At 73.8% G+C, this 25,414-nt stretch carries 18 protein-coding genes; 5 read left to right on the top strand and 13 right to left on the bottom strand.

Features of this window, described 5'->3' with window-relative positions; all coding sequences use genetic code 11:
* Positions 1 to 11: 11 nt before the first annotated feature.
* Genes ACQP1S_RS15395 through ACQP1S_RS15420 form a run of 6 tightly spaced genes read right to left on the bottom strand, consistent with a single transcriptional unit; the run spans position 12 to position 6,210 of the window.
* On the bottom strand, positions 12 to 1,004 hold the full coding sequence (locus ACQP1S_RS15395; RefSeq protein ID WP_432907262.1) for an STM4011 family radical SAM protein: 993 nt from the start codon (positions 1,002 to 1,004) through the stop codon (positions 12 to 14).
* Positions 1,001 to 2,329 (bottom strand): STM4012 family radical SAM protein, encoded by a 1,329-nt coding sequence (locus tag ACQP1S_RS15400; protein WP_432907264.1) that lies wholly within the window; start codon positions 2,327 to 2,329, stop codon positions 1,001 to 1,003. Before ACQP1S_RS15400 ends, ACQP1S_RS15395 begins: the two co-directional genes overlap by 4 nt.
* A complete protein-coding gene (locus tag ACQP1S_RS15405) occupies positions 2,323 to 3,126 on the bottom strand; it encodes an STM4013/SEN3800 family hydrolase (RefSeq protein ID WP_432907266.1) in 804 nt (267 codons plus the stop codon). Before ACQP1S_RS15405 ends, ACQP1S_RS15400 begins: the two co-directional genes overlap by 7 nt.
* Positions 3,114 to 4,319 carry an STM4014 family protein gene (locus ACQP1S_RS15410; protein WP_432907268.1) on the bottom strand — a complete coding sequence of 402 codons (1,206 nt, stop codon included), beginning with the start codon at positions 4,317 to 4,319 and terminating at the stop codon, positions 3,114 to 3,116. Before ACQP1S_RS15410 ends, ACQP1S_RS15405 begins: the two co-directional genes overlap by 13 nt.
* 1 nt (position 4,320) lies before the next feature.
* Complete coding sequence (locus tag ACQP1S_RS15415) at positions 4,321 to 5,271, bottom strand: STM4015 family protein (protein ID WP_432907271.1); 951 nt, start codon at positions 5,269 to 5,271, stop codon at positions 4,321 to 4,323.
* A gap of 6 nt (positions 5,272 to 5,277) precedes the next feature.
* The gene (locus ACQP1S_RS15420) at positions 5,278 to 6,210 is read right to left on the bottom strand and encodes an STM4015 family protein (protein ID WP_432907274.1); all 933 of its coding nucleotides are present in this window, start codon (positions 6,208 to 6,210) and stop codon (positions 5,278 to 5,280) included.
* Between the two features lie 204 nt (positions 6,211 to 6,414).
* Between ACQP1S_RS15420 and ACQP1S_RS15425 the strand changes: the two genes are divergently transcribed.
* The 3 genes from ACQP1S_RS15425 to ACQP1S_RS15435 all read left to right on the top strand — a co-directional run bounded on the left by ACQP1S_RS15425 (position 6,415) and on the right by ACQP1S_RS15435 (position 12,362).
* The gene (locus tag ACQP1S_RS15425; RefSeq protein ID WP_432907277.1) at positions 6,415 to 7,857 is read left to right on the top strand and encodes a pectinesterase family protein; all 1,443 of its coding nucleotides are present in this window, start codon (positions 6,415 to 6,417) and stop codon (positions 7,855 to 7,857) included.
* Between the two features lie 298 nt (positions 7,858 to 8,155).
* On the top strand, positions 8,156 to 10,306 hold the full coding sequence (locus ACQP1S_RS15430; RefSeq protein WP_432907280.1) for a carbohydrate-binding module family 20 domain-containing protein: 2,151 nt from the start codon (positions 8,156 to 8,158) through the stop codon (positions 10,304 to 10,306).
* A 226-nt stretch (positions 10,307 to 10,532) separates the two neighbouring features.
* Positions 10,533 to 12,362, top strand: coding sequence for a right-handed parallel beta-helix repeat-containing protein (locus ACQP1S_RS15435; RefSeq protein WP_432907282.1), 1,830 nt, complete (start codon positions 10,533 to 10,535; stop codon positions 12,360 to 12,362).
* Positions 12,363 to 12,509: 147 nt separating this feature from the next.
* Here ACQP1S_RS15435 and ACQP1S_RS15440 read toward each other — a convergent pair whose 3' ends face one another.
* The 7 genes from ACQP1S_RS15440 to ACQP1S_RS15470 all read right to left on the bottom strand — a co-directional run bounded on the left by ACQP1S_RS15440 (position 12,510) and on the right by ACQP1S_RS15470 (position 22,773).
* Positions 12,510 to 13,865, bottom strand: a complete 1,356-nt coding sequence (locus ACQP1S_RS15440; RefSeq protein WP_432907285.1) for a carbohydrate-binding protein — start codon at positions 13,863 to 13,865, stop codon at positions 12,510 to 12,512.
* A 203-nt stretch (positions 13,866 to 14,068) separates the two neighbouring features.
* Positions 14,069 to 15,808, bottom strand: a complete 1,740-nt coding sequence (locus ACQP1S_RS15445; protein WP_432907288.1) for a pectinesterase family protein — start codon at positions 15,806 to 15,808, stop codon at positions 14,069 to 14,071.
* A 179-nt stretch (positions 15,809 to 15,987) separates the two neighbouring features.
* A complete protein-coding gene (locus tag ACQP1S_RS15450) occupies positions 15,988 to 16,158 on the bottom strand; it encodes a hypothetical protein (RefSeq protein ID WP_432907291.1) in 171 nt (56 codons plus the stop codon).
* Positions 16,159 to 16,689: 531 nt separating this feature from the next.
* Complete coding sequence (locus tag ACQP1S_RS15455) at positions 16,690 to 18,255, bottom strand: Na+/H+ antiporter (RefSeq protein WP_432907294.1); 1,566 nt, start codon at positions 18,253 to 18,255, stop codon at positions 16,690 to 16,692.
* Between the two features lie 80 nt (positions 18,256 to 18,335).
* Positions 18,336 to 19,589 (bottom strand): kynureninase, encoded by a 1,254-nt coding sequence (gene kynU, locus ACQP1S_RS15460; RefSeq protein WP_432907297.1) that lies wholly within the window; start codon positions 19,587 to 19,589, stop codon positions 18,336 to 18,338.
* 191 nt (positions 19,590 to 19,780) lie between these two features.
* The gene (locus ACQP1S_RS15465) at positions 19,781 to 21,418 is read right to left on the bottom strand and encodes a copper resistance protein CopC (RefSeq protein WP_245722326.1); all 1,638 of its coding nucleotides are present in this window, start codon (positions 21,416 to 21,418) and stop codon (positions 19,781 to 19,783) included.
* A gap of 32 nt (positions 21,419 to 21,450) precedes the next feature.
* Positions 21,451 to 22,773 carry a PucR family transcriptional regulator gene (locus ACQP1S_RS15470; RefSeq protein WP_432907301.1) on the bottom strand — a complete coding sequence of 441 codons (1,323 nt, stop codon included), beginning with the start codon at positions 22,771 to 22,773 and terminating at the stop codon, positions 21,451 to 21,453.
* Positions 22,774 to 22,869: 96 nt separating this feature from the next.
* On the opposite strand from ACQP1S_RS15470, the gene ACQP1S_RS15475 reads away from it, so the two are divergent.
* Together ACQP1S_RS15475 and ACQP1S_RS15480 are read left to right on the top strand one after the other, a co-directional pair.
* Positions 22,870 to 24,531 (top strand): FAD-binding dehydrogenase, encoded by a 1,662-nt coding sequence (locus ACQP1S_RS15475; RefSeq protein ID WP_363671914.1) that lies wholly within the window; start codon positions 22,870 to 22,872, stop codon positions 24,529 to 24,531.
* A 133-nt stretch (positions 24,532 to 24,664) separates the two neighbouring features.
* Positions 24,665 to 25,336: a formylglycine-generating enzyme family protein gene (locus ACQP1S_RS15480; RefSeq protein ID WP_091240960.1), complete on the top strand. Its 672-nt coding sequence runs from the start codon at positions 24,665 to 24,667 to the stop codon at positions 25,334 to 25,336.
* Positions 25,337 to 25,414: the final 78 nt, after the last annotated feature.

Here is a 25,414-nt window from a genome sequence, read left to right on the forward strand (position 1 = left end):
CGTCGGGGCCCTCAGCGAGCGGGACCCGGGGCCGTCCCCATCGGCCAGGCGGCCGGGATCCGTTCCAGCACCCCACCGGCGAACACGTCGCGCAACCCGAGCGGCTTGAGGTGGACGTACCCGATGTGGCAGTCGCAGAGCGCGGCGTCGCAGGTCCGGGGCTTCAGGGCGGCGCGCCACGACCCGTCGTAGAGGTTGCCGATCGGCGCGGGCCGGAAGTGGCAGCGGCGCACCGTGCCGTCACCCGCGACCGAGATCGCCGTCTCCCCGGCGTGGCAGGGCCGGTCGAGCGACGGGTGGGCACGGGCGCTCCACCCGAACAGCGGGTCCAGCGCCGTCCAGGCCGCCTCCTCCTCGGCGGAGTAGTGGTGCCCGTCGGCGGCGTTCACCCAGAGGTAGACCGCCTCGGGCAGGGCGGCGCGCAGCGCCCGCGCCTCGGCGAGGTGTGCGGGCAGGCCGACCACGCCGACCGAGTAGCGCACGCCTAGCGCGGACAGTCGGGCGCACCGGGCGAGGAACCGGTCCCGGGTGACCTGCCCCGGGTGGTACGTCGTCCACAGCGCCGCCGTCGCCCGGTCGGCGTCGGCCAGCCAGTCCACCCGGGCGGCCAGGTTGGTCTGGATGACCACCCGATCCACGTGCGGCAGGTGCGACAGCGACACCATGGCGTCCCGGTACCAGCTGCGGGTCAGCCCCTCGCCCCACGGGGTGAACAGCACCGACAGCCGCCGGTCGGTGGTGGCCGCCGCCCAACCGGTGAACCGCTCCAGTGCGGCCCGGTCGGCGCGCAGCAGCTCCGGCGGGTCGACCCGCTTCGCGAAGGGGCAGTACGGACAGTCGTAGTTGCAGCTCGCCAGCGGCCCCCGGTAGAGCACCGCCAGCTCCGCCCCGACGTCGGCGGGTCCGGCACACCTCGGCTGCGCCGCCCGGGACGCGACCGGCTGCACCGGCAGGGCCGCCCGGGGTGGGACCGGGTGCAGCGGGAGCGGGGTGGCGGGTGTCATCGGGGCACGTACCCGGTCATCGCCTGGTGCACCCGGGCGGAGGTCAGCCACGGGCCGATCGCGTCGGAGCGGGCCAGCCCGGCCGGGGTGAGCCGCAACCCGTCGGCGCGGGCCCAGCCCCGGGCGGCCAACCGCCCCAGCTCGGGGAAGTCCTCGCCCGGCGGCCGGCCGAACCGGGCGGCGTAGGCCGCCGCGTCGACCCCCTCGGCGCGCAGCAGCGACTTGAGCAGCCACCGGCGACGCTGCTCGGCGCCGTCGAGGGCGAAGCCGAACTCGGCACACCGGAAGTCGTCGGCCGGGCGGGCCAGGTAGTCGTCCAGCACCGCCCGGACCTGCGACACCGCGACCGCGTAGTCGAACGAGTAGTGCAGGGCGGTGGTGTAGGAGCGCGCCCCGCATCCGAGCCCGACCATGCCGTCGTCCTGGCAGCAGTAGTCCGGCCCGTCCGGGGCCGGCACGTCGGCGCGGCGGAACTGCCGCATCGACTCCTGGCGGTAGCCGGCCGCACCGAGGATCTCCACCGCCTGCCGGTAGAGGGCCAGCCGGTGGGCGTCCCAGTCGGCCCGGCCGTGCGCCCGCCGACCCAGCCCGGTCAACGGCCGGACATAGAGCGGATAGAGATACAGCTCCTCCGGCCGCCAGGCCAGCGCCGCGTCCAGGCTCTCCTGCCAGGTCACCGCCGTCTGCCCGTCGATGCCGTAGATCAGGTCGATGTTGAGCACCGGGACCGCCGCGGCCCGGATCGCGCCGAGCGCGACCTCCACCTCGTCGCGCCGCTGCGGCCGGCCGGCGGCCCGCGCCTCGACGTCGAGGAAGCTCTGCACCCCGATGCTCACCCGGTGCACCCCGTGCGCCGCCAGCACCGCCAGCCGGTCCGGCGTCGCGGTGGCCGGTGAGGTCTCCACCGACAGCGGTACGCCCGGCAGCCGGGCCCCCGAGGTGCCCGTGACGATGTCGAACAGCTCGGTCAGCTCGTCGGCGGTCAGATAGGTCGGGGTGCCCCCACCCAACGCCACCCGGGCGTACCCGGCGTCGTCGCCGAGCGCGTCGGCGACCCGTTCGGCCTGCCGGCGCAGCTGCCGCAGGTAGGCCGTCACCTGCTCCTGCGGCGCGTTGGCCCGGGTGAACAGGTTGCAGAAGCCGCAGCGCATCTCGCAGAACGGCAGGTGCACATAGAGGAACAGCGCGTCCCGGGCCTCGGCCCGCCACACGTCGGCCAGCAGCGGCCGGGGCCGCAACGCCCGGTACGAGGTCTTGTGCGGGTACGCGTAGAGGTACTGCTGGTACGGCGAGCCGTCGAGGCCCGTGTCGGCGCTGGTCACCATTCCCCCGGTCGCAGAGTGAAGTGGGCGTACGGGACGGTCCACACCACGTCGTGGCCGATCCGGTGGCCGGTGTGGCCGTCCTCGCCGTACGCGGTGCCGTGGTCGGAGCAGATGATCGTGAACACCGGCCGCCCCCGGCCGGTGAGCAGGGCGAACAGCCGGTCGACCCGGGAGTCGACGTACTCCAGGGCGGCGGCGTGACTGTCCCGGCTGTCCTGCGCCGCGCCCGGCAGGTGGTGCCGGTTGGGCTGGTGCAGCGCGGCGACGTTGAGGAAGGTGAACACCGGCCGGTCGGCGGGCTGGCCGGGCAGCACCTCGGCCAGCCGGTCGAGCTGGGCGTCCAGACAGGTGGGGGAGGTGACCCCGAACTCCGGCTCCCAGTGCGCCTCGGCGAACAGGCCGGGCAGCACCGACCCGAGCGGGCTGCGCCGGTTGAAGAAGCCCACCCCGCCCAGGCAGAGCGTGTGGTAGCCGGCCCCGGCCAGCGCGGTGGGCAGGTCGGGGGCGTCGAAGACCCAGGTGTCCCCGCCGGCGCTCTCGCTGCCCGGGAACGCCGCCGCGTACAGCCGCTCGTGCCGGCCCGGGCCGGCCGGGGTGGGCAGGAAGCCGGCGAAGAAGGCGTGGTGCGCGGCGTAGGTGAAGCTGGCGGGGGAGTGCCGTCGCTCCCACCGCCCACCGGGCAGCACCCGCGCCAGCCTGGGGGTCCGCCCCGCCCCGGCCAGCTCGGCGGCCACGTCGAAGCGCAACGTGTCCAGGGTGACCAGGCAGATGTCGTGACTGCCGATCAGCGTGCGCATCCGACCTCCTCCCGCCGCGTCGTCGCCGGCCCGCCGGCCGTCGGGCGGGCCGGCCCCGTCGCCGTGCCGGCCACCGCGTCGCGCCCGGCCGGCCCGGTCGCTGCCGTGCCGTCGCCGGTCGGGCGGGCCGGTGCTGCCGCCCGCCACCGGTCCCACCGGCCGCTGGTCAGCGCGTGCACCTGCTCGGCGTAGGTGTCCCGGCCGTCGGTCAGCACCCCGGGCAGCAGGTCGCCGAACGCGTTGACCTCGGCCACCGCGTGCCGTCGCCAGCCCACCAGGAACATCAGGTCGACCCCGACGTGCAGCGACCGGGGGAAGCACGCCGCCGCCTGTGCGCAGGTCCGCATCGCCGCCGCCCAGGACTCCGGGCCGGTCGCCGCCCGCAGCGCGTCCAGGTCGCCGCGGGCGTTGCCCAGGTGCAGGTTGGTCAGTGGTCCCCGGGCGGCCCGGACCACGGCGTGGGTGGGCCGGCCGGCGACCACCACCACCCGCAGGTCGACCACCCGGTCGGCCAGCCCGGCCTTGGGCAGCCACTGCTCCACGTGCAGGCCCTCCGGGGCGAGCCGGTCGACCAGCGCCGCGACGGTCGCCTCGTCGTCGTAGCGGCGCAGCCGCAGCGAGTTGAACAGCCCGTCCGGGGCGATCTCGATCGGGGTGACCGCCTGCACCCGGCGTGGCCCGACCGCGAGCGCGATCACCCCGGCCGCCGACGACCCGTGTGCCGGCTTGACGAACACCCGGGGCCAGCCGGCCGCCGCCATCGCCGCCCGCAACTGCGGATAGCCCTCGACCGGCGGCAGCGCCGCCGGCACCGGCACCCCGGCGGCCGACAGCAGCGCGTGGCAGCGGCGCTTGTCGCACAGTGCCGCCACGTCGTCGGAGTGGTTGAGCAGCGTCGCGCCCCCGGCGGCCACCCGGCCCATCCCGGCCACCAGCCCGGCGTACGTGTCGGCGAGGCCGATCAGCTCTCCGTGCCGGGCGGGGGTGGCCGCGCCGCGCAGCAGCCGGTCCACCTCCGCGTCCTCGCCGGGGGAGTCGACCCGAACCAGGGCGTCGGCGTCCGGCGGGGCCGACCCGGTGAGCACCCGCGCCCAGGGCAGCACCGCCGGGTCGGGCAACCCCGCCTCGCGCACGGCCCGCCGGAACAACGCGACCCGCCGGTTGTCGGGGTTGCCCACCACGGTCAGTCGCATGTCACTCCGACACCGCCGTGTAGCGGTAGAACTCCCCGTCGTCCTCGTCCGGTTCCTGCGGCTCGCAGACGTCGACCTCGACGCCGGGCAACGCGGCGACCACCCGGTCGGCAGCCTCCTCCGACAGGTAGTGGTGGTGCAGGTCGAGGGCGGACAGGTGGGTCAGGGACTGCCCGGCGAGCAGCGCGGCCAGCCCGTCGTCGGAGAGGGTGCCCAGCGACAGGTCGAGCCGCTCCAGCCGGGGCACCACGGCGGCGGTGGCGAGCGCGGCGGCGAGATCGTCGGTGATGTCGGCGTTGCGCAGCCCGAGCCGGCGTAGCGCCGGGAAGAGCTTGCCGGCCAGCAACGCGTCCAGATCGGCCACGGTGGTGTTCCCGCCGTAGTCGTCGGTGCCCAGCCACAGGTCCAGGTGGTGCAGCGCGGGCAGCTCCGAGCTGAGCACCGCGCCGACGAACTCCCGGGACAGCCCGCCGCTCTGCACCGACAGCTTCCGCAGCCGCTCGTGCCGCACCGGGGAGAAGGCGAAGTTCTCGCCGCCGCGTACCCGAAGCACCTCCAGCTCCGGGTAGGCCGTCAGCAACGGACTGACGTCGCCGACCCGCATCCAGGAGACCTCGCACTCCTCGGTGACCATGTCGCCGAGGAACAGGGCCCGCAGCCGGGGCAGCCGGGGAGCCGCCGCGCAGAGCTGGGCGATCGGGGCGTGGTGGAACGCCGCGTATCCCCAGGCCCCGACGACCAGCGCCTCGACGCGGTCACCGACCTGCTCGACGAACCGGTCGAACCGGTCCCGGAACTGCGCCGACAGGGTGTCCTGCCGGGTGTTCCCGTCGAAGTGCCAGTCGGCGATCCGCCAGCAGACCTCGCCGTCCACGACGGGCGGCGGCCCGTCGGCGGGGAACTCGACCACCGGCCGGCCGGCGAACGTCTCGGCGTGGGAACCGAAAGTCATCGACGCTCACTCCCCGACCGCGGTGAAGCGGTAGACGGTGCCGTGGTACTCGTCCGGGTCCTGCGGCTCGGAGACGTCGACCTGGACGCCGGGCAGCGCGTCCGCCAGCCGCTGTGCGACCTCGGGCGAGAGGAAGTGGTGGTGCAGGTCGAGGCGGCGCAGGTGGGTCAGCGGCTGCCCGGCCAGCAACGCCTCGGCGCCGGGGTCGGTGAACACCCCCATCGACAGGTCGAGCACCTCCAGCCGGGGCACCACCGGGGCGGTGGCCACCGCCTGCGCGATGTGGTCGGCGAACTCGGCGTTGCAGACCGCCAGGTGCCGCAGCGCCGGCAGCCGGTCCCCGGCCAGGATGGCGGCCAGGTCATCGACGCCGGTGTCCCCGCCGTAGTCCTGCCGACCCAGCCACAGGTCGAGCCGGCGCAGCGCGGGCAGGTCGCAGTCGCCCACCGCGCGGGTCACCTCGGCCGGCAGGCCGCCGGTCTGGAAGCCCAGCTCCCGCAGCCCGGTGTGCCGCACCGGTTGCAGGCTCAGCTCGTTGCCCCCGCGTACCCACAGCACCTCGAGGTCCGGATAGGCGGCCAGTAGCGGGGTGAGGTCGCCCTGGGTGATCCAGGAGATTTCGCACTGCTCGCTCACCAGGTCGGCCAGGAACACCGCGCGCAGGGCGGTCCAGTCCTTCGCCGCGTCGGTCAGCAGGTCGATCGGCAGGGCCCGCTCGTACGTGGAGCCCCACTCGCCGACCACCAGCGCACGGACCGCCTCGCCGGGGACCTCCGCCCGCAGCGCGGCGACCAGGCCGGCGAACTCCTCCGGCTCGGCCTCGAAGTCCTCGACCTCCAGCCGCCAGGCGACGGCCGACGGATCGTCGGGCAGGGTCATCCCCGGTGTGAAGGGGACCACCGGCATTCCGGCGAACGACGACATGTGCGAACGGATCACGCCTACCTCCGGCTCGACTGGTGTGACAGCGGCGCGACCGTAACAGGCCCGCCCGACACGATGATCAGTGCCGGCGGGGCCCGGCGGCCGGGCTTCCACGCGGAGTGCCGGGCCGGTGACGCTTTACAGCGGCAGGCGGGTGTGCGAGTCTCGTGTCAGCGCTCCCACGGCTGTCCGTGTTCGGATACCCCGGGGAGTTCGCTCGTGAGAAATCGCACCCGGCGGGCGGCGTTCATCGTCGCCACCGCCGTCACCACCACCCTCGTCGCCGGTGTCGTCACCGCCGTCTCGGCGCAGGCCGCCGCCGGCTGCCAGGTCACCTACCAGGTCGGCTCCCAGTGGGCCGGTGGCTTCACCGCCGCCATCACGATCAAGAACCTGGGTGACCCCGTCAACGGCTGGCGTCTGGGCTGGACCTTCCCCGCCGGGCAGGCCGTCACCAGCGCCTGGGGCTTCACCGCGAGCCCGGCCAGCGGCAACGTGGTCGCCACCAACCTCGATTACAACGCCGTTATCGCCACCAACGGCAGCCTCGACGTCGGGTTCAACGGCACCTGGACCGGCAGCAACCCCGACCCCGCCGGTTTCACGCTCAACGGCACCTCCTGCACCGGCACGACCACCCCCACCACCGCCCCGCCCCCGACCACCGCACCCCCGACCACGCCGCCGCCGACCACCGCACCGCCGACCACCCCGCCCCCCACCACCCCGCCGCCGACCACGCCACCCCCGACCAGCGGGACGCCGACGGTGGCGTCGGACGGCACCGGGAGATACCGCACGGTCCAGGCCGCCATCGACGCCGTGCCGGCGAACAGTTCGAGCCGGGCCACCATCACCATCAAGTCCGGCACCTACCGCGAGGTCGTCCGGGTGGCGTCGAACAAGCCCAACATCACCCTGCGGGGGCTCGGCTCGGCGCCGTCGAACGTCGTGCTCGTCTACAACAACTCCGCCGGCACCCGTAAGCCGGACGGCACCACCTACGGCACGTTCAACAGCGCCAGCATGTTCGTCGACGGGGCGAACTTCGTCGCCGAGAACCTCACCATCTCCAACGACTTCGTGGAGAACTCCTCGGGGGTCGACCAGCAGGCGGTCGCGCTGCACCTGAACGCGGACCGGGCGGTGCTGCGCAACGTCCGGCTCCTCGGCGACCAGGACACCTTCCTGGTCAACGACAAGACCCGGGCGTACGTGGTGAGCTCCTACGTGGAGGGCACCGTCGACTTCATCTTCGGCGGCGGCACGATCGTCATCGACAGCACCTCGATCTACGAGAAGCGGTCGACCGGTGGGCCGATCACCGCCGCCCGGACGGCCGCCAGCAAGACGTACGGGATGCTGATCTACCGCTCGACGATCACCGGCGCGACGAACAACACCACCCAGCTCGGCCGTCCGTGGGGGCCGGACGCCCAGGTCCTCTATCGGGAGTCGTCGCTCAGCGCGACCATGAAGACCGCCCAGCCGTGGACCGACATGTCCGGCAACGTATGGCAGAACGCGCGGTTCCGGGAGTACCGCAACACCGGGCCCGGTGCCGGCACGAACGGCAACCGTCCCCAGCTCAGCGACGCCCAGGCCGCCACCTACACCCCGCAGCGGTACCTCGCGGGCAGCGACGGCTGGAACCCGATGTGAGCATCCTGCCGGGGAAGCGCGGCGTCGACTGAGCGTCATCCGGTGTTGACCGTTCCCCGCGTCGGTGCCTGACGCGGGGAACGGCCCGGCCGGGGGAACGGCAGGGCAACGGCGCGGCGCTGGTGCGGCGCGGACCGGTACCGAAGCTGCAATGTCTTGCGGATCATTGCCGGTGGGTGTCGAGAAGTTTGCCGCAAGGTCTTGCAAAACCTTTCATGGGTGCCGCATCGTCTTCTCACCGGACAGCCGTCCACACCCACCAGTGCCTCTTCGACCCCCGGAAGCAGGTCCACTCCAGATGTCCACACCCCGCGTCCCCCGGGGAACCCGTCTGCGACGGGGTCTCCTCGCCCTCGCTGTCACCGCCTCCTCCCTCGCCGCGCTGAGCGCACTGCCGGCCACCGCCCCCGCGACCGCCGCCGTGGCCCTCAACGACAGCGAGGTCACCGCCAACCTCTGGGAATGGAACTGGCGCTCCGTCGCCTCGGCGTGCACCGACCACCTGGGCCCGGCCGGCTACGGCGCGGTCCAGGTCGCCCCGCCGCAGGAGTCGATCAGCCTGCCCACCAGCGCCGACGGCGTACACCCCTGGTACGAGGTGTACCAGCCGGCCTCCTACCGGCTGGACAGCCGGTTCGGCACCCGCCAGCAGTTCGCCGACATGGTCACCACCTGCCACCACGCCGGCGTGCGGGTGTACGTCGACGCGGTGGTCAACCACATGGCCGGCGCCAACAACGCCGAGTCGGTCGTCGGGTACGCCGGCACCGACTTCTCCGGCCCCGGCTACAGCTTCCCGGCCGTGCCCTACGGCACCGGCGACTTCCACCGCCCGGGTGACAACTGCCCGACCTCCGGTGCGATCAACGACTGGGACAACGAGGCCCAGGTGACCAGCTGCGAGCTGCTGTCCCTGACCGACCTCTACACCGAGAAGGACAGCGTCCGCACCAGGATCGCCGGCTTCCTCAACGACCTGATCGGCCTCGGCGTCGACGGCTTCCGGGTGGACGCGGTCAAGCACGTCAAGAAGGACGACTTCGCCGCGATCCTCGGCAAGCTGCGCAACACCACCGCCGAGAACAAGCGGCCGTACGTCGCCCAGGAGATCTTCGACGGTGCCAGCAACGACGCCCTCAAGGCCCGCGCCTTCATCGGCAACGGCGACGTGCTCGACTTCGGGTACGCCAAGGGGCTGAAGTCGGCCTTCCAGGGCTCGATCGCCAACCTGGCCAACGTCGGGAGCTGGAACCTCGACGCGCCCAGCGCCCACGTGTTCGCCATGGTCACCAACCACGACCTGGAGCGCGACGGGGTGGTGCTGTCCTACCGCGACGGCAGCGACTACACCCTGGCCAACTACTTCGCGCTGGCCTACCCGCACGGCAAGCCGTCGGTCTACGACAGCTTCTCCTGGTCCGACCGCAACCAGTCGCCGCCCGCCGACGGCAACGGCTATGTCACCGACACCGTCTGCGGCAACAGTTGGAACTGCCTGACCCGGTCGACCGGCATCAAGGGCATGGTCGGCTGGGCGAACACCGCGAAGTCGGTCCGGACCGTCTCCGACTTCACCGTGGTCAACAACAACGTCATCGGCTTCCACCGGGGTGACCGGGCCTGGATCGGGATCAACGACTCCGGTTCCGCCAGCACCGCCACCTTCACCACCGGCCTGGCCGACGGGTCGTACTGCGACGTCATCTCCGGGGCGCGCGGCGCAGCCGGCTGCACCGGCACGACGGTGACCGTCGCCGGCGGCCGGGCCACCGTGCAGATCCCCGCCAACGGCGCGGTGGCGCTGCACGCCAACGCGAAGGGCGGCAGCACGCCCACACCGACCGCCCCCGCCGGCACGGTCGCCACGACCTTCACCGTCACCGCGTCCCTCGCCGGTGACCAGGACGCCTACGTCGTCGGCAGTGTCCCGGCGCTGGGTTCGTGGGCCCCGGCCGGCGCGGTCAAGCTGACCGCGCAGGGCGGTGGGGTCTACCGGGCCACGGTCAACCTGCCGGCGGCCACGACGGTGGAGTTCAAGTTCCTCAAGAAGACCACGGCCGGCGTGGTGACCTGGGAGTCGGGGAGCAACCGGACGGTGACCACGCCGACCAGTGGCACCTCGACGGTCACCGACACCTTCCGGGGCGACCCCGCCGGCGCCCAGGGCGCATCCTTCACCGTCAACGCCAGCACCTCGTACGGGCAGAACGTCTTCCTGGTGGGCAGCGTCGCGGCGCTGGGCTCGTGGAACCCGGCCAACGCGGTGGCGCTCTCCTCGGCCGCCTATCCGCTGTGGCGGGCCACGGTCAACCTGCCGGCGAACACGACGGTCGACTACAAGTACCTCAAGAAGAACCCGGACGGCACGGTGACCTGGGAGTCCGGCGGCAACCGCAGCGCCACGATCCCGTCCACCGGCACGTGGAGCAGCAACGACACCTGGCGGTGACATCGGGCGGGTGCGGCGGCCGGTCCCTCTCCAGGGGTCGGCCGTCGCGCCGGTCCGGGCCGGGGCACCGGACCGACGCCGCCGCGGCGGGTGGGCCGGACCCGAGACCGGGACCGCGGGCCGGACCCGAGACCAAAGGTTGACGGGTGTCGATCAGTGCTCGTATCGTCCGGAAAGCGCTTTCTCTACCCGCCGCCACCACCCCACACCGTCGGAGGTGCGTCCCATGCGCCCGTCCCGCCAGCGCCGGCTGGCCCTGCTGCTCGCCGCGGTGCTCGTTCCCATGGCCACCCTCCTGGTCGGACCGGTCACCACCGCCTCCGCCGCCACCATGTTCAGCGACGACTTCGCCGACGGGGACACCGCCGGCTGGTCGAAGTCGGGCGGCACCTGGGGAGTCGTCACCGACGGATCCCCGGCCGTCCGGCAGTCGAACGTCGGCAGCGAGAACGCCCGGCTCTTCACCGGCAGCACCGGCTGGACCGACTACCTCGTGCAGGCCAGGGTGAAACCGCTCAGCCTCGGCCCCGGCGGCCAGGTCGGCCTGCTGGCCCGCGCGGCCGGGTCGACGCGCTACTACCGGTTGGCGCTGCTGCCCGGCAACCAGGTGCAGTTGCAGGCGGTGAACGGCGGCGCGGTCACCGTGCTGGCCGGCATCTCCCACCCCGTGGCCACCGGCACCTGGCACACCCTCGCCGTCGAGGTCGCCGGCGGCACCGTGCGGGGCCGCGTCGACGGGGTCTTCGTCGGCGAGGTCACCAGCTCGCTGATCGGGGCCGGCCGGATCGGGTTGCAGACCGCGTACTCGTCGGCGTCCTTCGACGACGTCCTGGTCAGGAACGCCGACATCCCGCCGACCACACCGCCGGTCCACACCGGCACCCCGTCACCGAGCGTGACCCCGCCGGCCACCACGTCGCCCGTGACCCCGCCGGCCACCACACCGCCGGCCGGGGCCGTCGTGCTGGTGGTCGCCACCGACGGCGACGACGCCAACCCCGGCACGCTGGCCCGGCCGCTACGCACCATCCAGCGCGCGCACGACCTGGCCGAGCCCGGCACCACCATCGCGGTACGCGGCGGCACCTACGCACCGACCAGCACCATCAAGATCCTTAAGGACGGCAATGGGTACCACCCGATCACCCTGATGAACTACCAGGGCGAGAAGGTGGTCATCGACGGCGAGAACATGCCGTACACGCCGGGCGCGGTGGGCTCCAGCATCCCCCGGGCCGACCGGGGTGTGCTGCACGTCGAGGCGGACTGGTGGCGGTTCGTCGGCCTGGAGATCGTCCACGGCCCGTACGGCATCTTCGGCGTCGACACCAACTACGGCAGCTACGAGCGTCTGGTCACCCGGGACAACTACGAGTCCGGACTGCACCTGCAGGGCGCGTCCAGCGGCAACCGGATCATCAACCTGGACAGCTACGGCAACCGGGATCCCCGTAAGAACGGCGAGAGCGCCGACGGGCTGGCCATCAAGGAGGGCTCGGGCCTCGACAACCGGGTAAGCGGCGTGCGGCTCTGGCGTAACTCCGACGACGGGTTCGATGCCTGGCTGTTCCAGTCGCCGATCCTGATCGAGGACAGCGTCGCCTACGACAACGGTTACAACTACTGGAACCTGCCCGGCTACGCCGGGGACGGCAACGGCTTCAAGCACGGTGGCGGCAACGACCCGCGCCCGGCCGTCGACCATGTCACCCGCAACAGCATGGCCTGGGGCAACTCGGCCGGCGGATTCATCGACAACGGCAACCCCGGCACGCTGCTCTTCGACCGCAACACCGCGTGGCGCAACGGCAGGGCCGGTTTCGACGTCTCCCGTTCCACCTCCCAGCTCCACCGCAATCTGGCGGTCGGCAACACCCCCGACGTCTCGCCCGGCTCCTCGACCGGGGCCGACAACTCCTGGAACCTCGGCGGCGACTGGCCGCTGGCCAGCACCGACCCGGCCACGATCACCGGGCCCCGGGCAGCCGACGGGTCCATCCCGACGTCGACGTTCCTGCGTCCGGCCGACGCTGCCGACGTGGGTGCCCGGCTCTGAGCCACCCGACCCGGTCGTGCTCCCGCCCGCACCGGCGGGAGCACGACCGACCCACCCGGCGGGTCGACCCACCCGGCGGACCGGGCCGCCGGCCCCCGACCGGCGTGGTCGGCCGGCCGGGCGGCGCGGCGTCGCTCGACGGTGGCCTCAGCGCCCCTGGAGGGTGCGGACGTTGTCGCCGAAGGTCCAGCCCTTGGACCCGTCCCAGTTCACCGACCAGGTCATCAGCCCCTTCAGGCCGCCCCGGTAGGTGTTCCACGCCTGGGCCACCGAGGACGGCGCGAGGTGACCGCCGCCGGCACCCGGTTGCGCGGGCAGGCCGGGCACCTGCCTGTCGTACGGGACCCGGATGGTGGTGCCCTGGACGACCAGGCCGGCGTCGAGGCAGTCGGTCTGGGCGGTGAAGCCGCCGACCGTTCCGGCCGGATACGAGTCACCGGCGCAGCCGTACATGCTGCCGTTGTAGTACTGCATGTTCAGCCACCAGAGCCGCCCGTTGTCGACGTACCGCTTGATGACCGGCAGGTACGCGCCCCAGATGGCGCCGTAGGTGACGCTGCCACCGGTCACGTACGCGGTCTCCGGGGCCATGGTCAGGCCGAAGCCCGCCGGCAGTTGGTCCAGCACCCCGTCGATGATGCGGATCAGGTTCGTCTGCGAGGTGGACAGCCGGGTGATGTCCCCGCTGCCGGTCAGCCCGGTCTCGATGTCGATGTCGATGCCGTCGAAGTGGTACCGCTTGAGGATCGGCACCACGGTGGCGACGAACCGGTCGGCGACGGCCGCCGAGCCGAGGTCGATGCCGGCGGTGGCCCCACCGATCGACAGCAGGACGGTCAGACCGGCGGCCTTGGCCTGGCACATCTCCACCGGGGTGGGGACCCTGACGGTGGCGTCCATGCCGTCTTCCCAGAGCACCGTGCCGTCGGCGCGGATCACCGGGAAGGCGGCGGTGACCACGTTGTAGCCGTGCCCGGTGATCCGGGGGTCGGTGATCGGTATCCACCCCAGCGGCGGGTGGACGCCGTTGGCCGCACCGTCCCAGTTCTCCCAGTAGCCCTGGAGCACCTTGCCGGCCGGCCGGGCCTTCAGCGCGCAGCCCGTGCCGTCCGGCGGCGGCGTCGTCGTGCCGGGGGTGGGCGTGGCGCTCGGCGTGGGTGTCGGGGGACGGGTGGCGGTGGGTGTCGGCGACGGCGTGGGGGAGGGCGTGCCGGTGCAGACGCCGAGGTCCCGCCAGAGCGCCGGGACGGCGGCCGGGTTCCAGCCGGCACCGGCCGGCGGGGTGTGGGTCACCAGCGACTCGTAGCGATGGCCGAGGTAGCTGACCCGGGTGCCGGCCGGGTAGCTGACACCCTCGGCCCAGGCCGGTGCGGAGCAAGCCACCAGGGCGCTGGCGTCACCCGTGGTGGTGGTCGGCGCGGCCAGACCGTTCGCTGCGGGCAGGGCGGCGGCGAGCAGCACCGTGCCGGCCAGCACGGCCGTCGTCCCGGGTCGAAGTCGCATGACATACCTCCTCGTCGATGGCGGGGAGGCTATCAGTTAACTTTGTTAAGTGTAAATGCCCGGTGAAGCGGTGGCCGCCGGCGGGGCCGTGCTGCCCGGCGGGTCGGACTGGCCGGCGGGGCCGTGCCGACCAGTGGCCGGACCTGCCCGGCGGGTCGGACTGCCGCCCGCCACGACCGGGTCGCGGCGGGCGGCGGCGCGCATCAGGGGATCGGATTCCAGCCGTCGACGCCGGCCAGGTACCGCTGCGGGGTGTAGGTCGACGCCTGCGCGTCGGTCAACTGTGGCCGGTCGGTGGTGACCGTCGACCCGGGCCCGCTGTTGCGGTATTCGGCGAACCGGGCGTCCCGCCAGGAGAAGCCGGACATGTCGCTCCACGGGGAGTCCTTCACGTGCGCGCCGAGCACGCTGTCGCGGAACACCGCCTGCCCGATCGCGTTGACGTCCCCGCTCGGATGCCACGGCCGGCCGAGGTGCACGCTCTGCGCCGCCGCCGAGTCGGTGGTCAGCACGCAACCGGTGAAGAGCAGGCCGTACGGGTTGCCGATCATCGTGGAGGGGGCGGTGACGTACCCGTTGTTGCTGCTCGAACCCCGGCTGAGCGACCGGATCTCGCAGCGGTCGAAGACCCCGGTGCCCCGGCCGAAGACGAAGTCGACATCGCCCTCGACGTAGCAGTCGCGGAAGTACGCCCGGCCGACAGCGTCGACGGTGGCGCTGTTGTGGTAGAGCGTGTCCTGGTTGCCGAGGAACCGCACGTCGTCGAAGACCAGCCGGTCGGCCCGGGTGAGCACGGCCACCGCCTGCTCGGCACCGTAGTCGTGCGCCGCCTCGTCGAAGTCGTTGGCGAAGGTCAGGTGCCGGGCGGTGAAGTCGTTGCCGTCGATGGTCACCGAGGCGCTGCCCGAGGTGCCGTAGGTGCCGCCACCCGGCTTGGGGGTGCCCGAGGCGTTGTCGTAGACGATCACCACGTCCCGGGCGTCACCGGTCGACCCGACGAACGACACGTACGGCTTGCCGGCCGGGATCGTTACCGTTTCCCGGTAGGTGCCCGGCCGGATGGTGATGGTGTACCGGCTCGCGTTGCCCACCGGCACCGCGTCCACCGCCGCCTGCACGCTGGTGAAATCCCCACTGCCGTCCCGGGCGACCACCGAGGACCCGTCGGCCGGCGCAGTGCCGGTCGGCGTGGGCGTCGGGCTGGTGGGAGGCGGAGTGCCCGACGGGGTGGCAGTGCCGGTGGGGGTGCTGCTGGGGTTCGGAGTCGCGCTGGTCGGGGTGGCGGTGGGGCTCGGTGGTGGGCTGGTCGGGGCGGTGCCGCCCCGGGTCACCACCACGTCGTCGAAGCGGGCGGTGGCGTGACCGGTCTGCACGCCGATCCGGCCGGTCGCGGTGAGCGTGCCGGTGCCGGAGCCGACCGGGACGCCGTCGACCCAGCCGCGTACCGCCGTCCCGGCGACCTCGATCCGCAGGGTGTGCCAGGCGTCGGTCGTCACCGGGTGGGACACCGTGCCCAGCGGGGTGGCCCGGCCGCTGCGTACCGCCTCCAGCCGGACCTGGTCGCCGGGGAGCAGGGCGAGCCGGTAGTAGCTGGTCGCACCGCTGGCACGGGCCAACAGCGCGACCATGCCGGCGCTGCCCAGCGTCATCGGCTTCACCCGGGCCTGGACGGCCTGGTCGGCCCAGGACGCGCTGCCGGCGAACAGCCGGGCGTCGGCGGTGTCGCCCCTGGCCTGCTGCAACGCCGGGCTGTCGTCGGAGGACACCGACCACGAGCCACCGGATTCCGACCAGCCGGCGGTGTCGCCGTCGGCGAAGTCGTCGCTGAACAGGGTGGCGGCGTGCGCGACCTGGGCCCCGCCGAGTTGGCTGAGGGTCAGCAGCACGGTGGTGAGCGCCGCAGCGGCAACGGCGGGCAGGGATCGTCGGCGGTTTCTGCGCATGACGGATGGACCTCCGGGGCCGGAAGGGAGGTGGGGAGCAGCGCGTGAAAGCGCTTTCCTGACGCACCGTAACCCCGCCCGCGCACGGCTGTCAATGCGTTCGGCCCCGGCGGACCGGTGCCGAACGAAGCTCGTCCGTCGCCCCCGCCGATACGTCACCGTTGTCCACCGGCGGCGACTCACTGCTGTCCACGACGCCACCGCCGGTCGGGCAGGGCCCGGGTCGTCTCCTCGGCCGGTATCCGCTCTTTCTCGGCCTGGGCGAGAAGCCGTTGCTTGGCCTCCTCGTGCTCCGCCGCCTGGATCTGCTCGCCCCGGCTCGCTGCCGCCCTGTCACCCTGGTCTCGCATGCCGCCTCCGTTGGTGGGGCGCGGCGGCAAGATCCTGGAAGAACATCACGCCGTGTCCCGCGTCCGTCACCTACTTCAACGAGCAGGCGACCGGGGCATGGGTTTTCGTGACTCAGGGTGATGGGGCAGGTGCGAGTAATGCGACTCAAGGACCGCCTCCCACCCACTCGGGTGTGCCGTACCAGTCAGGGGGGTGCAGCCCCGTCACCTCGGCCAGATCCGCCAACTCGTCCGTCCTCGCGCGACGGCGACCGGTGGCGATGGAGTCCTCGATGTCCCGCGCGTACCGCCAGATGGGTGCGTGTACCGCAACTGTGTCAGCGCCGCCGTCGCTTTCCGTGCCCTCGTCACCGTTGGAGGCCCCGGTCGGGTCCCGCCGATGTCGCCGCCACGCTGATCCGCTGATGATGGGTGCCGGCGGCAGTCGCGCGTGCGACTCCGACACCCGGCCTCCCCCGCCCGGCCGCTGCCTCTTCCGCTGCGACTCGGCGTTGCCGACATCTTCTCGGCGGGTCTCTCGGCGTGGTGTGGTCAGTCCTCGGTCTGGGGGCCGAGCAGGCGGATCTCCTCGATGTCCAGCGTCGCCTGCACCTCCCGGAGCACGCTGTCGTCGATCTCGTTGTTGTCGCGCAACCGGGTCACCTCGCGGCGCTTGTGTTCCAGCACGCCCAGCCGCAGCCGGTCGTCCAGCTCCTGGACCCGGTCGGCGTCCGGCCCGTCGCTGGTCGCCGTCACCAGGTCGAGATGCCGCTGGTAGTCGGCGCGCAACCGGTCCACCGCCTCCCGGTCGACCTTGAGTTCGGCGGCGACGTCCGGCAGTGCCGTCAACGCCGCCTCGGTGGCCCGGCGGTGGGCGTGCCGCACCTCGTCGCCGCGTGCCTCGTCGCCGCGCAGGCCGGCCCAGCGGGCCACCGCCGGCAGGGTGGTGCCCTGGACCACCATGATCGACACGATCGCCACGGCGGTGCAGAAGATGATCAGGTCCCGCTCCGGCACCGGCAGGTGCGTGGTGGCCGTGGTCACCGGCACCGCGAGGGCGGCGGCCAGCGACACCGCCCCGCGGAAACCCGCCCAGCCCGCCGCCACCCGGACCCGCCGGCTCACCCCGGCACCCCGACCCACCACCGGCAGGCCGTAGGAGAACAGTTGCAACCACACCAGCCGGACGACCACCACCATCAGGGTCACCGAGGCGGCGATGGTCACCGACCGCACCAGGGACGTGCTGGTCACGTGGTTCACCGCCCGGGGGATCTGCATCCCGAGCAGCACGAAGAGCGCACCGTTGATCAGGAAGGTGGACAGGTCCCAGAAGGCGTACGCCAACACCCGGGACCGGGCCCGGATCACCCGTGGCCCGGCGTACGACAGCAGCAGCCCGGCGACCACGACGGCGAGCACCCCGCTGGCGTGCACCACCTCGGCGAGCAGGAACGCGGCGAACGGGGTGAGCACGCTCAGCGCGCCCTCGCGCAGCGGGTCGTCCAGCCGGCGGCGGATCAGCACCACGACCAGGCCGACGGCCAGCCCGGCGGCGATACCCCCTGCGGCCGAGCCGACGAACCGGCCCAGGAAGCCGAACACCCCCGGCGCGGTGCCGCCGACGATCAGCCCGACCGTCACCGAGAACAGCACCAGCGCGGTGCCGTCGTTGACCAGGCTCTCCGCCCGCAACGTGGTCAGGATCCGGCGGGGCATCCGCTTCGCCAGGCCGGCCACCGCCGCCGCGTCGGTGGGGGCGAGCACCGCGCCGAGCACCCAGGCCGCCTGCGGGCTCATCCCGAGCCCCTTGGCGACCAGCGCCACCGCCACCATGGTCACCACCACCAGCGCCACCGCCAGCGAGGCGATCACCAGCAGGTTCGCCCGGATCTCCCGCAGGCTGATCACCAGGCTCTCCCGGTAGAGCACGGCGGGCAGGAAGAGCAGCAGCACCACCTCGGGTTCGAGCACCACCTCCGACAGCGGCGGCAACAGCGCCAGCAGCCCGCCCATGGTGATCAGCAGCACCGGCGGGGCCACCCGGTACCGGCCGCCGATGGTGGTGCCGACCAGCACGGTGGCGGCCAGCACCACGATCAGGACCAGGACCTCCACGGCACCCTCCCGCCTCCACCCGACATGCTGGTACGAAGTCGGCGGCGACGCGGGGGAATCCGGGATCTGCCCGGACCGGCTCAGGTGACCCGGGACGGCTCCGTCGGCACTGCGGTCCAGGCCTGCCGCTCGGCGATGTCCCGCAGCCGGTCCATCGCGTCCCACACGTCGACGTAGCGGGTGTAGAGCGCCGCCGGGCCGAGCCGCAGCCGGTCGGGCACCCGGTAGTCGCCGACCACCCCGGCGTCGACCAGGGCGCGGGAGATCCGCAGCGCCTCCGGGTGGTGCAGCGACACGTGCCCGCCGCGCCGGCCCGGCTCGCGCGGGGAGGCGAGCCGGAAGCCGTGCGGGACGAGCCAGGCGTCGGCCAGTTCGATGATCAGCTCGCCGAGCCGTACCGACTTCTCCCGGACCCGGTCCGTCCCGGCGTCGGCCAGCACGTCCAGGGCCGGGTCGAGGGCGGCCATCCCCAGCACCGGCGGGGTGCCCACCAGGAACCGCTCCGGGCCGGGCGCGGGGTCGTAGCCGGCACCCATCCGGAACTGGTCGCGCTGGCCGAACCACCCCCAGATCGGCTGCCGCAGCGACTCCTGCAACTCCCGCCGCACATAGAGGAACGCCGGTGCGCCGGGGCCGCCGTTGAGGTACTTGTAGGTGCAGCCGACCGCGAGGTCGACACCGGCGTCGGTCAGCGCCAGCGGCACCGAGCCGACCGCGTGCGAGAGGTCCCACAGCACCAACGCGCCGACCCGCCGGGCGGCGGCCGTCACCGCCGCCACGTCCAGCAGCGCCCCGCAGCGGTACGACACCGCCGACAGCACCACCAGGGCCACGTCCTCGGTCAGCGACTCGACCAGGGTGGCCTGGCCCAACCCTTCGTCGAGGTCGGAGGGGAGCAGTCGCAGGGTGTGCCCGCGCTGCGCGGCCAGCCCCTCCAGCAGGTACCGGTCGGTGGGGAACTCCTCGGCGTCGGCCAGGATCGTGCCCCGGCCCGGCCGGGCGTCGAGGGCGGCGGCGGCCAGCTTGTAGAGGTTGACCGAGGTCGAGTCGGCGACGATCACCTCGCCCTCGCGGGCGCCCAGCGCGTGGGCGGCGATCCGGTCACCGATGCGGCGCGGCCACTCGATCCAGGTCGGCCAGCTCCGGACCAGTTCGGTGCCCCAGCCGTCGCGGACCAGCCCGGCCAGGTGGCCGCCGGTGGCGGCCGGCAGCCGGCCCAGCGAGTTGCCGTCGAGGTAGCACAGGTCGTCCACCACGAACCGGTCCCGCAGCCCGGCGAGCGGATCGGCGGCGTCCCACTCCTGCGCGACCTGCCGGGATGTCTGTGCGGTCATGGTGCCCTCCCTCCGCCCGGACACCCGGGCCGATGCAGGCTAGCCGATCGTCCCGCCGACCCACCGCGCCCACCGCCCCGGGCCCCGCCCTGGCCCCAGCCCTGGCCCCAGCCCCGGGCCCGGCCACTGCCCCGGCACCCGGACCTTGCCGCCGCCGGCCGGCCGGACGTCCCGGCCGGGCCGACCGCCGGTCAGCCGACCGGCACGGTGGCGGTGACGGTGGCCTGGTCGATGTCGCTGGTGCGGACGGTGAACCGGATCGTCCATTCCCCGCGCGCCGGGAGGCTGATCTCGGCGCTGCCGTGGTGCGGCTCCGGGGTGTCCACCGGCACGACCATCGGTTCGATCCCGGCCGACGGCAGGGCGAGGCTGACCGTCCACTGCACCACCGGCAGCGGCTGCCCCTGCGGGGTGTAGACGTAGGCGTGCAACGAGTTCGGCACGCCCACCCGTACCGGATAGATGTCGAACTGGAGGGTGTAGCTGCCGCTGGTGAGGGTCTGTGCGACGCCCTCGCGGGTGGCGCGGGCGGCCTGGGTGTCGGCGGTCCGGCCGGGCGGGGTCTGCACCAGCACGGCGGTCAGCGCCAACACCACCGCGGTGGCGGCGAGTTCCACCCCGGCCGCCCGCGCCACCCGGCGGGGCCGGTCGGCGGCCTCGCCGCCGCGCACCATCCGGCGCTGCCAGGCCGCGACGCCGAGCACGGCGGCGAGCAGGGCCGCCTTGGCGCAGAGCAGCCGACCGTAGTCGGTGCCGAACAGCGCGCCGGGCCGACCGAGTTCGATCGCGGCCTGCCCGACCCCGGAGGCGACCAGCCAGCCCACCGCGATGGTCGCCCACCGCGACCAGGCCGGCAGGACCCGGGCCAGCACCCGCCGGTGGGTGCCGGGCAGCAGGAACACCGCCAGGGTGAACAGCCCGCCCAGCCACACGCTCATTCCGGCCAGGTGCACCACGTCGGCCAGGATGCTCACCGGCGGCAGCGGGGAGGCCACCGGATGCCCGGCCAGCGGCCAGGTCAGCAGGCCGGCGAGGCCCACCACCGTCAGCGCCACCCGCCGGCCCCGACCGGCCCGCCCACCGGCCACCGCCGGCAGCAGCACGGCGGCGGCCCCGGCCAGCGCCAGCCGGGCGCCGAGCACCGGCCCGATGTCGCTGCCCGCCACCGCCGCGAGGTCACCGCGCGACAGCCCGCCGACCGGCACCCCGACCATGTCCGCGGCCTGCGCCACCCAGGTCCCGGCGGTGCCCACGGCCACCAGGGCGAGGCCGACGTACCCGGTGGCGGTCACCGCGCGACGGCGACGACGGCGGGGCCACCGGACGGCACCGAGCAACGTGGGGCCGACCGCCAGCACCAGGCCCAGGTAGCCGACGTACCGGGCGGCGGGAGTCCACGCCCCGGCGGGCCGTTCGTCCACGGCCACCGGCTCCGGCGGTGTCGCCGACGGCGCACCGGCGGAGTAGGCGAAGCTGCCGGCGACCGGGTGGCTGTCCGCCGAGATCACCCGGTAGCTGACCAGGTAGGTGCCGAGCGGCCGGTCCGGCACCCGCACCGGAATCCGCAGGGTCGCCCCCTGTGCGACCGGCTCCCCGACGGTGACCCGTCGCCCGTCCGGGCCGAGCACCTGCACCCGGCCGATGACCGGCGAGACCGCCTCGCTGAAGACCAGCACCACCTCCCCGGGCGGGGCGCTGATCACCGCGTCCCGGACCGGGCTCGTCGCGACCAGCGCGGCGTGGGCGGCGGCCGGGGTCGCCGGAGCCAGCGGTACGGACAGCAGCGCGAGGAGCAACCCCAGCAGCACGGCGGAACGGGTGGTACGCACACCCAGTGGTTCGGATCTGATGATCACATGGTTCAACCGGAGCGGTACCGATCTGCGCCCCCGGCCGGTCGCCGGTCCGCGCCGTCGGCGGATCGCGGGTCCGCACCGCCGGTCGGCAGCTGGTCTTCCGCGCGGTCCGGCTGCTGGTCCGCCGCGCCGGTGGGCTGCTGGCGCAGGGCCAGGGTCAGCACGAGTCGGGCGTCCGGGTCGTCCAGGGCCGGGCCGAACAGGGTGCGCAGCTGCCGCATCCGGTAACGGACCGTCTGCGGGTGGGTGTGCAGGTCCTCGGCGACCGCCACCACCTGCCCCTGCCGGCGCAGCCAGCCGTGCAGGGTCTCCGCCAGGGCCCGCCGGGCGGTCGGCCGGAGCCCGGCCAGCGGGGCCAGCACGGTGTCGGCGAGGTGGGCGGCCAGGCCCGGCTCCCAGGCGGCGAGCAGGCCGAGCAGATGGTCGTCGCAGGACACCACCGGCTCCCGGCCGAGCGCGCCGTGCTGGTGCAGGGTCAACGCCCGACGGGACAGCCGGTACGACAGCCGCGCCCGGTGCCGTTCGACCGTCGGCCCGAGGGCGGCCCGCCGGCCGACCAGCGCCTGCCGGGCCCGGTCGAGCCGACCCGGCGTACCGGGATCGGGCAGCACCACCCGGACGGCGTCACCGATGACGGCGGCCACCGCGCCCGCGCCGATGCCCCGGGCCACCTGCTCGGCGTCGGTGCCGTCGACGCTGAGCACCGCCAGGGTCGTCGGCAACGGCCAGCGGGCCGCGTCCGCGGCGGCGCGCAGCACCGCCTCGGCCGGTGGGTCGGGCTGCACGAGCAGGGTGACCAGGCGACGTCGGGTGGTGGCCCAGTCCTGGGCGGTGTCCCGTTGCTCGTCGAGGAACCCCTCGGCGGCGGCACCGGCCAACGCGTCGACGTAGCCGAACAGCGCCCCGGCGATCACGTACAGGTCGGCCGGGGCCGGGCCGGGGTTCCGCCCCGCCGCGCTGGTGGTGTGTTCCACCAGGAAGGCCCAGATGTCGCGGGCCCCGAGGGTCAGCACGGTACGCAGGGCGTCCACCCGGTGACCCTCGCGGTATTCGGTGCGGCCCAGGGCGTGGAACACCTCCCGGGTCGCGGTCAGCTCCCGCCCGGGGTCGGCGACGGCGTCGACGAAGGTGTCGACGGCGGTCTGCACCCCCAGGGCCAGGCCCTGCCCCTGCCCACCGGTCAGCGACCGGCCCTGCTCCCGCATCGCCGCCCGGACGGTGCCGAGGATCCGCGCGTGCAGGGCGCCGCGCAGCCCCCGCAGGTGGTCGCCGACGGCCGGGGCGAGACCGGCGAGGCCGGGCTCGATGTCGAGCAGGGCATCCGACACGACCGACCTCCGTTTGTCATCTGGATGACAACCTCAGGGGCGAATCCTGCGCCCCGGCGCGGATCATTTTGGCACCCCCGTACGTAGGGTCGGCCCATGGACACGGATGTCATCGTGATCGGCGCCGGCCTGGCCGGCCTGGTCGCCGCCGCCGAGGCCGCCGATGCGGGCCGTCGGGTGCTGCTGCTGGACCAGGAGTCGGCGGAGAATCTCGGCGGGCAGGCCTTCTGGTCGTTCGGCGGGCTCTTCTTCGTCGACTCACCCGAGCAGCGGCGGATGGGCATCCGCGACTCGGTCGAGCTGGCCTGGCAGGACTGGACCGGCAGCGCCGCCTTCGACCGCCCGGAGGACCACTGGCCGCGCCGCTGGGCGCAGGCGTACGTCCACTTCGCGGCCGGGGAGAAGCGGGCCTGGCTGCGGTCGATGGGCCACCGGGTCTTCCCGGTGGTCAGCTGGGCCGAGCGGGGCGGGGGAGCGGCCCACGGGCACGGCAACTCCGTCCCCCGGTTCCACGTCACCTGGGGCACCGGCCCCGGCGTGGTGGAGCCGTTCGCCCGGCGGGTCCACGATGCCGTCGCCCAGGGCCGGGTGACGCTGCTGTTCCGCCACCGGGTCGACGAACTCGTCACCACCGGCGGTGTGGTCACCGGGGTACGCGGCACGGTCCTCGCCCCCGACGACGCGCCGCGCGGACGCAGCAGCTCCCGGGAGGTCGTCGGCGACTTCAGCCACGGCGCGCAGGCCGTGATCATCACCTCGGGCGGCATCGGCGGCAACCACGACCTGGTCCGGCGGGCCTGGCCGGCCCGGCTCGGCACCCCGCCGACCCGGATGGTCGCCGGGGTCCCCGCCCACGTCGACGGCCGGATGCTCGCCATCACCGAGACCGCCGGCGGGCAGGTGATCAACCCGGACCGGATGTGGCACTACACGGAGGGGCTGCGCAACTGGGACCCGATCTGGCCCGAGCACGGCATCCGGATCCTGCCCGGCCCGTCCTCACTCTGGCTCGACGCCACCGGGGCGCGACTGCCGGCGCCGCTGTTCCCCGGCTTCGACACCCTGGCCACCCTGCGGCACCTGCGCGGCACCGGCCACGACTACAGCTGGTTCCTGCTCACCCAGAAGATCATCGAGAAGGAGTTCGCGCTGTCGGGCTCCGAGCAGAATCCGGACCTGACCAACCGCAGCGTCCGGCAGGTGCTGCAACGGGTCCGGCCGGGCGCACCCGGGCCGGTGGAGGCGTTCAAGCGCAACGGGGCCGACTTCGTCGTCGCCGACACCCTGCCGGAGCTGGTGGCCGGGATGAACAAGCTGGCCGCCGAGACCGGCGGGCCGCAGCTCGACACGGCGGCCCTGACCGCCCTGGTCGAGGCGCGTGACCGCGAGGTCGCCCACCCGTTCGGCAAGGACGCCCAGCTGACCGCGATCCGGGGCGCGCGCCGCTACCGGGGCGACCGGCTGATCCGGGTCGCCACCCCGCACCGGCTGCTCGATCCGGCGGCCGGGCCGCTGATCGCGGTGCAACTGCACGTGCTCACCCGCAAGAGCCTCGGCGGGCTGCACACCGACCTGTCCGCCCGGGTGCTGCGCCCGGACGGGGAACCGCTGGGTGGGGTGTACGCGGCCGGTGAGGTCGCCGGCTTCGGCGGCGGGGGCATGCACGGCTACAACGCGCTGGAGGGCACCTTCCTCGGCGGCTGTCTGTTCTCCGGCCGTACCGCCGGGCGCGCTGCGGCGGCGGCCACCGCCACCTGACGGCGGCCTCTGCGGCACCGCCGGCACCGCTCGCTTCGTCCGTCCCGACCGCGCGCGGTGCTGGCGGGGGCCGCCCGGGTCGGCCGCGGCCTCAGTACGATCGTCTTTCGTGGACGACGACGCGCTGACCGCGATGGTGACCGTCGCGCCGGGCCGGGTGACCCTGTCCGACCGGCGCACCGAGCGCCGCTGGTCGGTCGGGGTGGCCGCGTACCGGCTCGGCGTCGTGCCGGTCACCCAGGGGTGGTACGCCCGGGTGACCGGGGAACGGCCGAGCACCGCCCGGGGCGACCGGCTCCCCGTCGAGGGGGTGTCCTGGGCGGACGCGGTGCGCTTCTGCGTCGCGCTGTCCCGCCGGGAGGGGCTGACCCCGGCGTACCGGCTGCCCGACGACGGTGCGGACGTGGACGGGGACCGGAGCACCGTGGAGTGGGACCCGACCGCCGACGGCTACCGGCTGCCGACCGAGGCCGAGTGGGAGTACGCCTGCCGCGCCGGCACCACGGGCCCGCGCTACGGGCCGCTCGACGAGATCGCCTGGTACCGGGGCAACTCCGGTGAGCGGTTGCACCCGGTGGGCGACCGTGAACCCAACCCGTGGGGCCTGTACGACATGCTCGGCAACGCCTGGGAGTGGTGCTGGGACGTCTACGACGCCGAGGTGTACGGCAGCTACCGGGTGCTGCGCGGTGGCGGCTGGTACGACGAACACTGGAGCTGCCGGGCCTCGGTGCGTCGCCGCAGCCACCCGACGTTCCGCATCGACGACGTCGGCTTCCGGCTGGCCCGTTCCCTGCCGGGCTGAGTCCCCGCACCGGCACACCCCGGGTCGACGCGACGACGCCCCGTCCGGGCGGGGACGGGGCGTCGCGCGGTGGTGGTA

It is taken from the genome of Micromonospora matsumotoense (assembly GCF_050951065.1).
Taxonomy (GTDB): domain Bacteria; phylum Actinomycetota; class Actinomycetes; order Mycobacteriales; family Micromonosporaceae; genus Micromonospora; species Micromonospora matsumotoensis.

Bases quoted from the DNA above. Each gene is read 5' to 3' on its own strand.
- ACQP1S_RS15395 (WP_432907262.1), bottom strand. From the start codon at position 1,004: ATGACACCCGCCACCCCGCTCCCGCTGCACCCGGTCCCACCCCGGGCG.
- ACQP1S_RS15400 (WP_432907264.1), bottom strand. From the start codon at position 2,329: ATGGTGACCAGCGCCGACACGGGCCTCGACGGCTCGCCGTACCAGCAG.
- ACQP1S_RS15405 (WP_432907266.1), bottom strand. From the start codon at position 3,126: ATGCGCACGCTGATCGGCAGTCACGACATCTGCCTGGTCACCCTGGAC.
- ACQP1S_RS15410 (WP_432907268.1), bottom strand. From the start codon at position 4,319: ATGCGACTGACCGTGGTGGGCAACCCCGACAACCGGCGGGTCGCGTTG.
- ACQP1S_RS15415 (WP_432907271.1), bottom strand. From the start codon at position 5,271: ATGACTTTCGGTTCCCACGCCGAGACGTTCGCCGGCCGGCCGGTGGTC.
- ACQP1S_RS15430 (WP_432907280.1), top strand. From the start codon at position 8,156: ATGTCCACACCCCGCGTCCCCCGGGGAACCCGTCTGCGACGGGGTCTC.
- ACQP1S_RS15435 (WP_432907282.1), top strand. From the start codon at position 10,533: ATGCGCCCGTCCCGCCAGCGCCGGCTGGCCCTGCTGCTCGCCGCGGTG.
- ACQP1S_RS15440 (WP_432907285.1), bottom strand. From the start codon at position 13,865: ATGCGACTTCGACCCGGGACGACGGCCGTGCTGGCCGGCACGGTGCTG.
- ACQP1S_RS15445 (WP_432907288.1), bottom strand. From the start codon at position 15,808: ATGCGCAGAAACCGCCGACGATCCCTGCCCGCCGTTGCCGCTGCGGCG.
- ACQP1S_RS15450 (WP_432907291.1), bottom strand. From the start codon at position 16,158: ATGCGAGACCAGGGTGACAGGGCGGCAGCGAGCCGGGGCGAGCAGATC.
- kynU (WP_432907297.1), bottom strand. From the start codon at position 19,589: ATGACCGCACAGACATCCCGGCAGGTCGCGCAGGAGTGGGACGCCGCC.
- ACQP1S_RS15475 (WP_363671914.1), top strand. From the start codon at position 22,870: ATGGACACGGATGTCATCGTGATCGGCGCCGGCCTGGCCGGCCTGGTC.
- ACQP1S_RS15480 (WP_091240960.1), top strand. From the start codon at position 24,665: ATGGTGACCGTCGCGCCGGGCCGGGTGACCCTGTCCGACCGGCGCACC.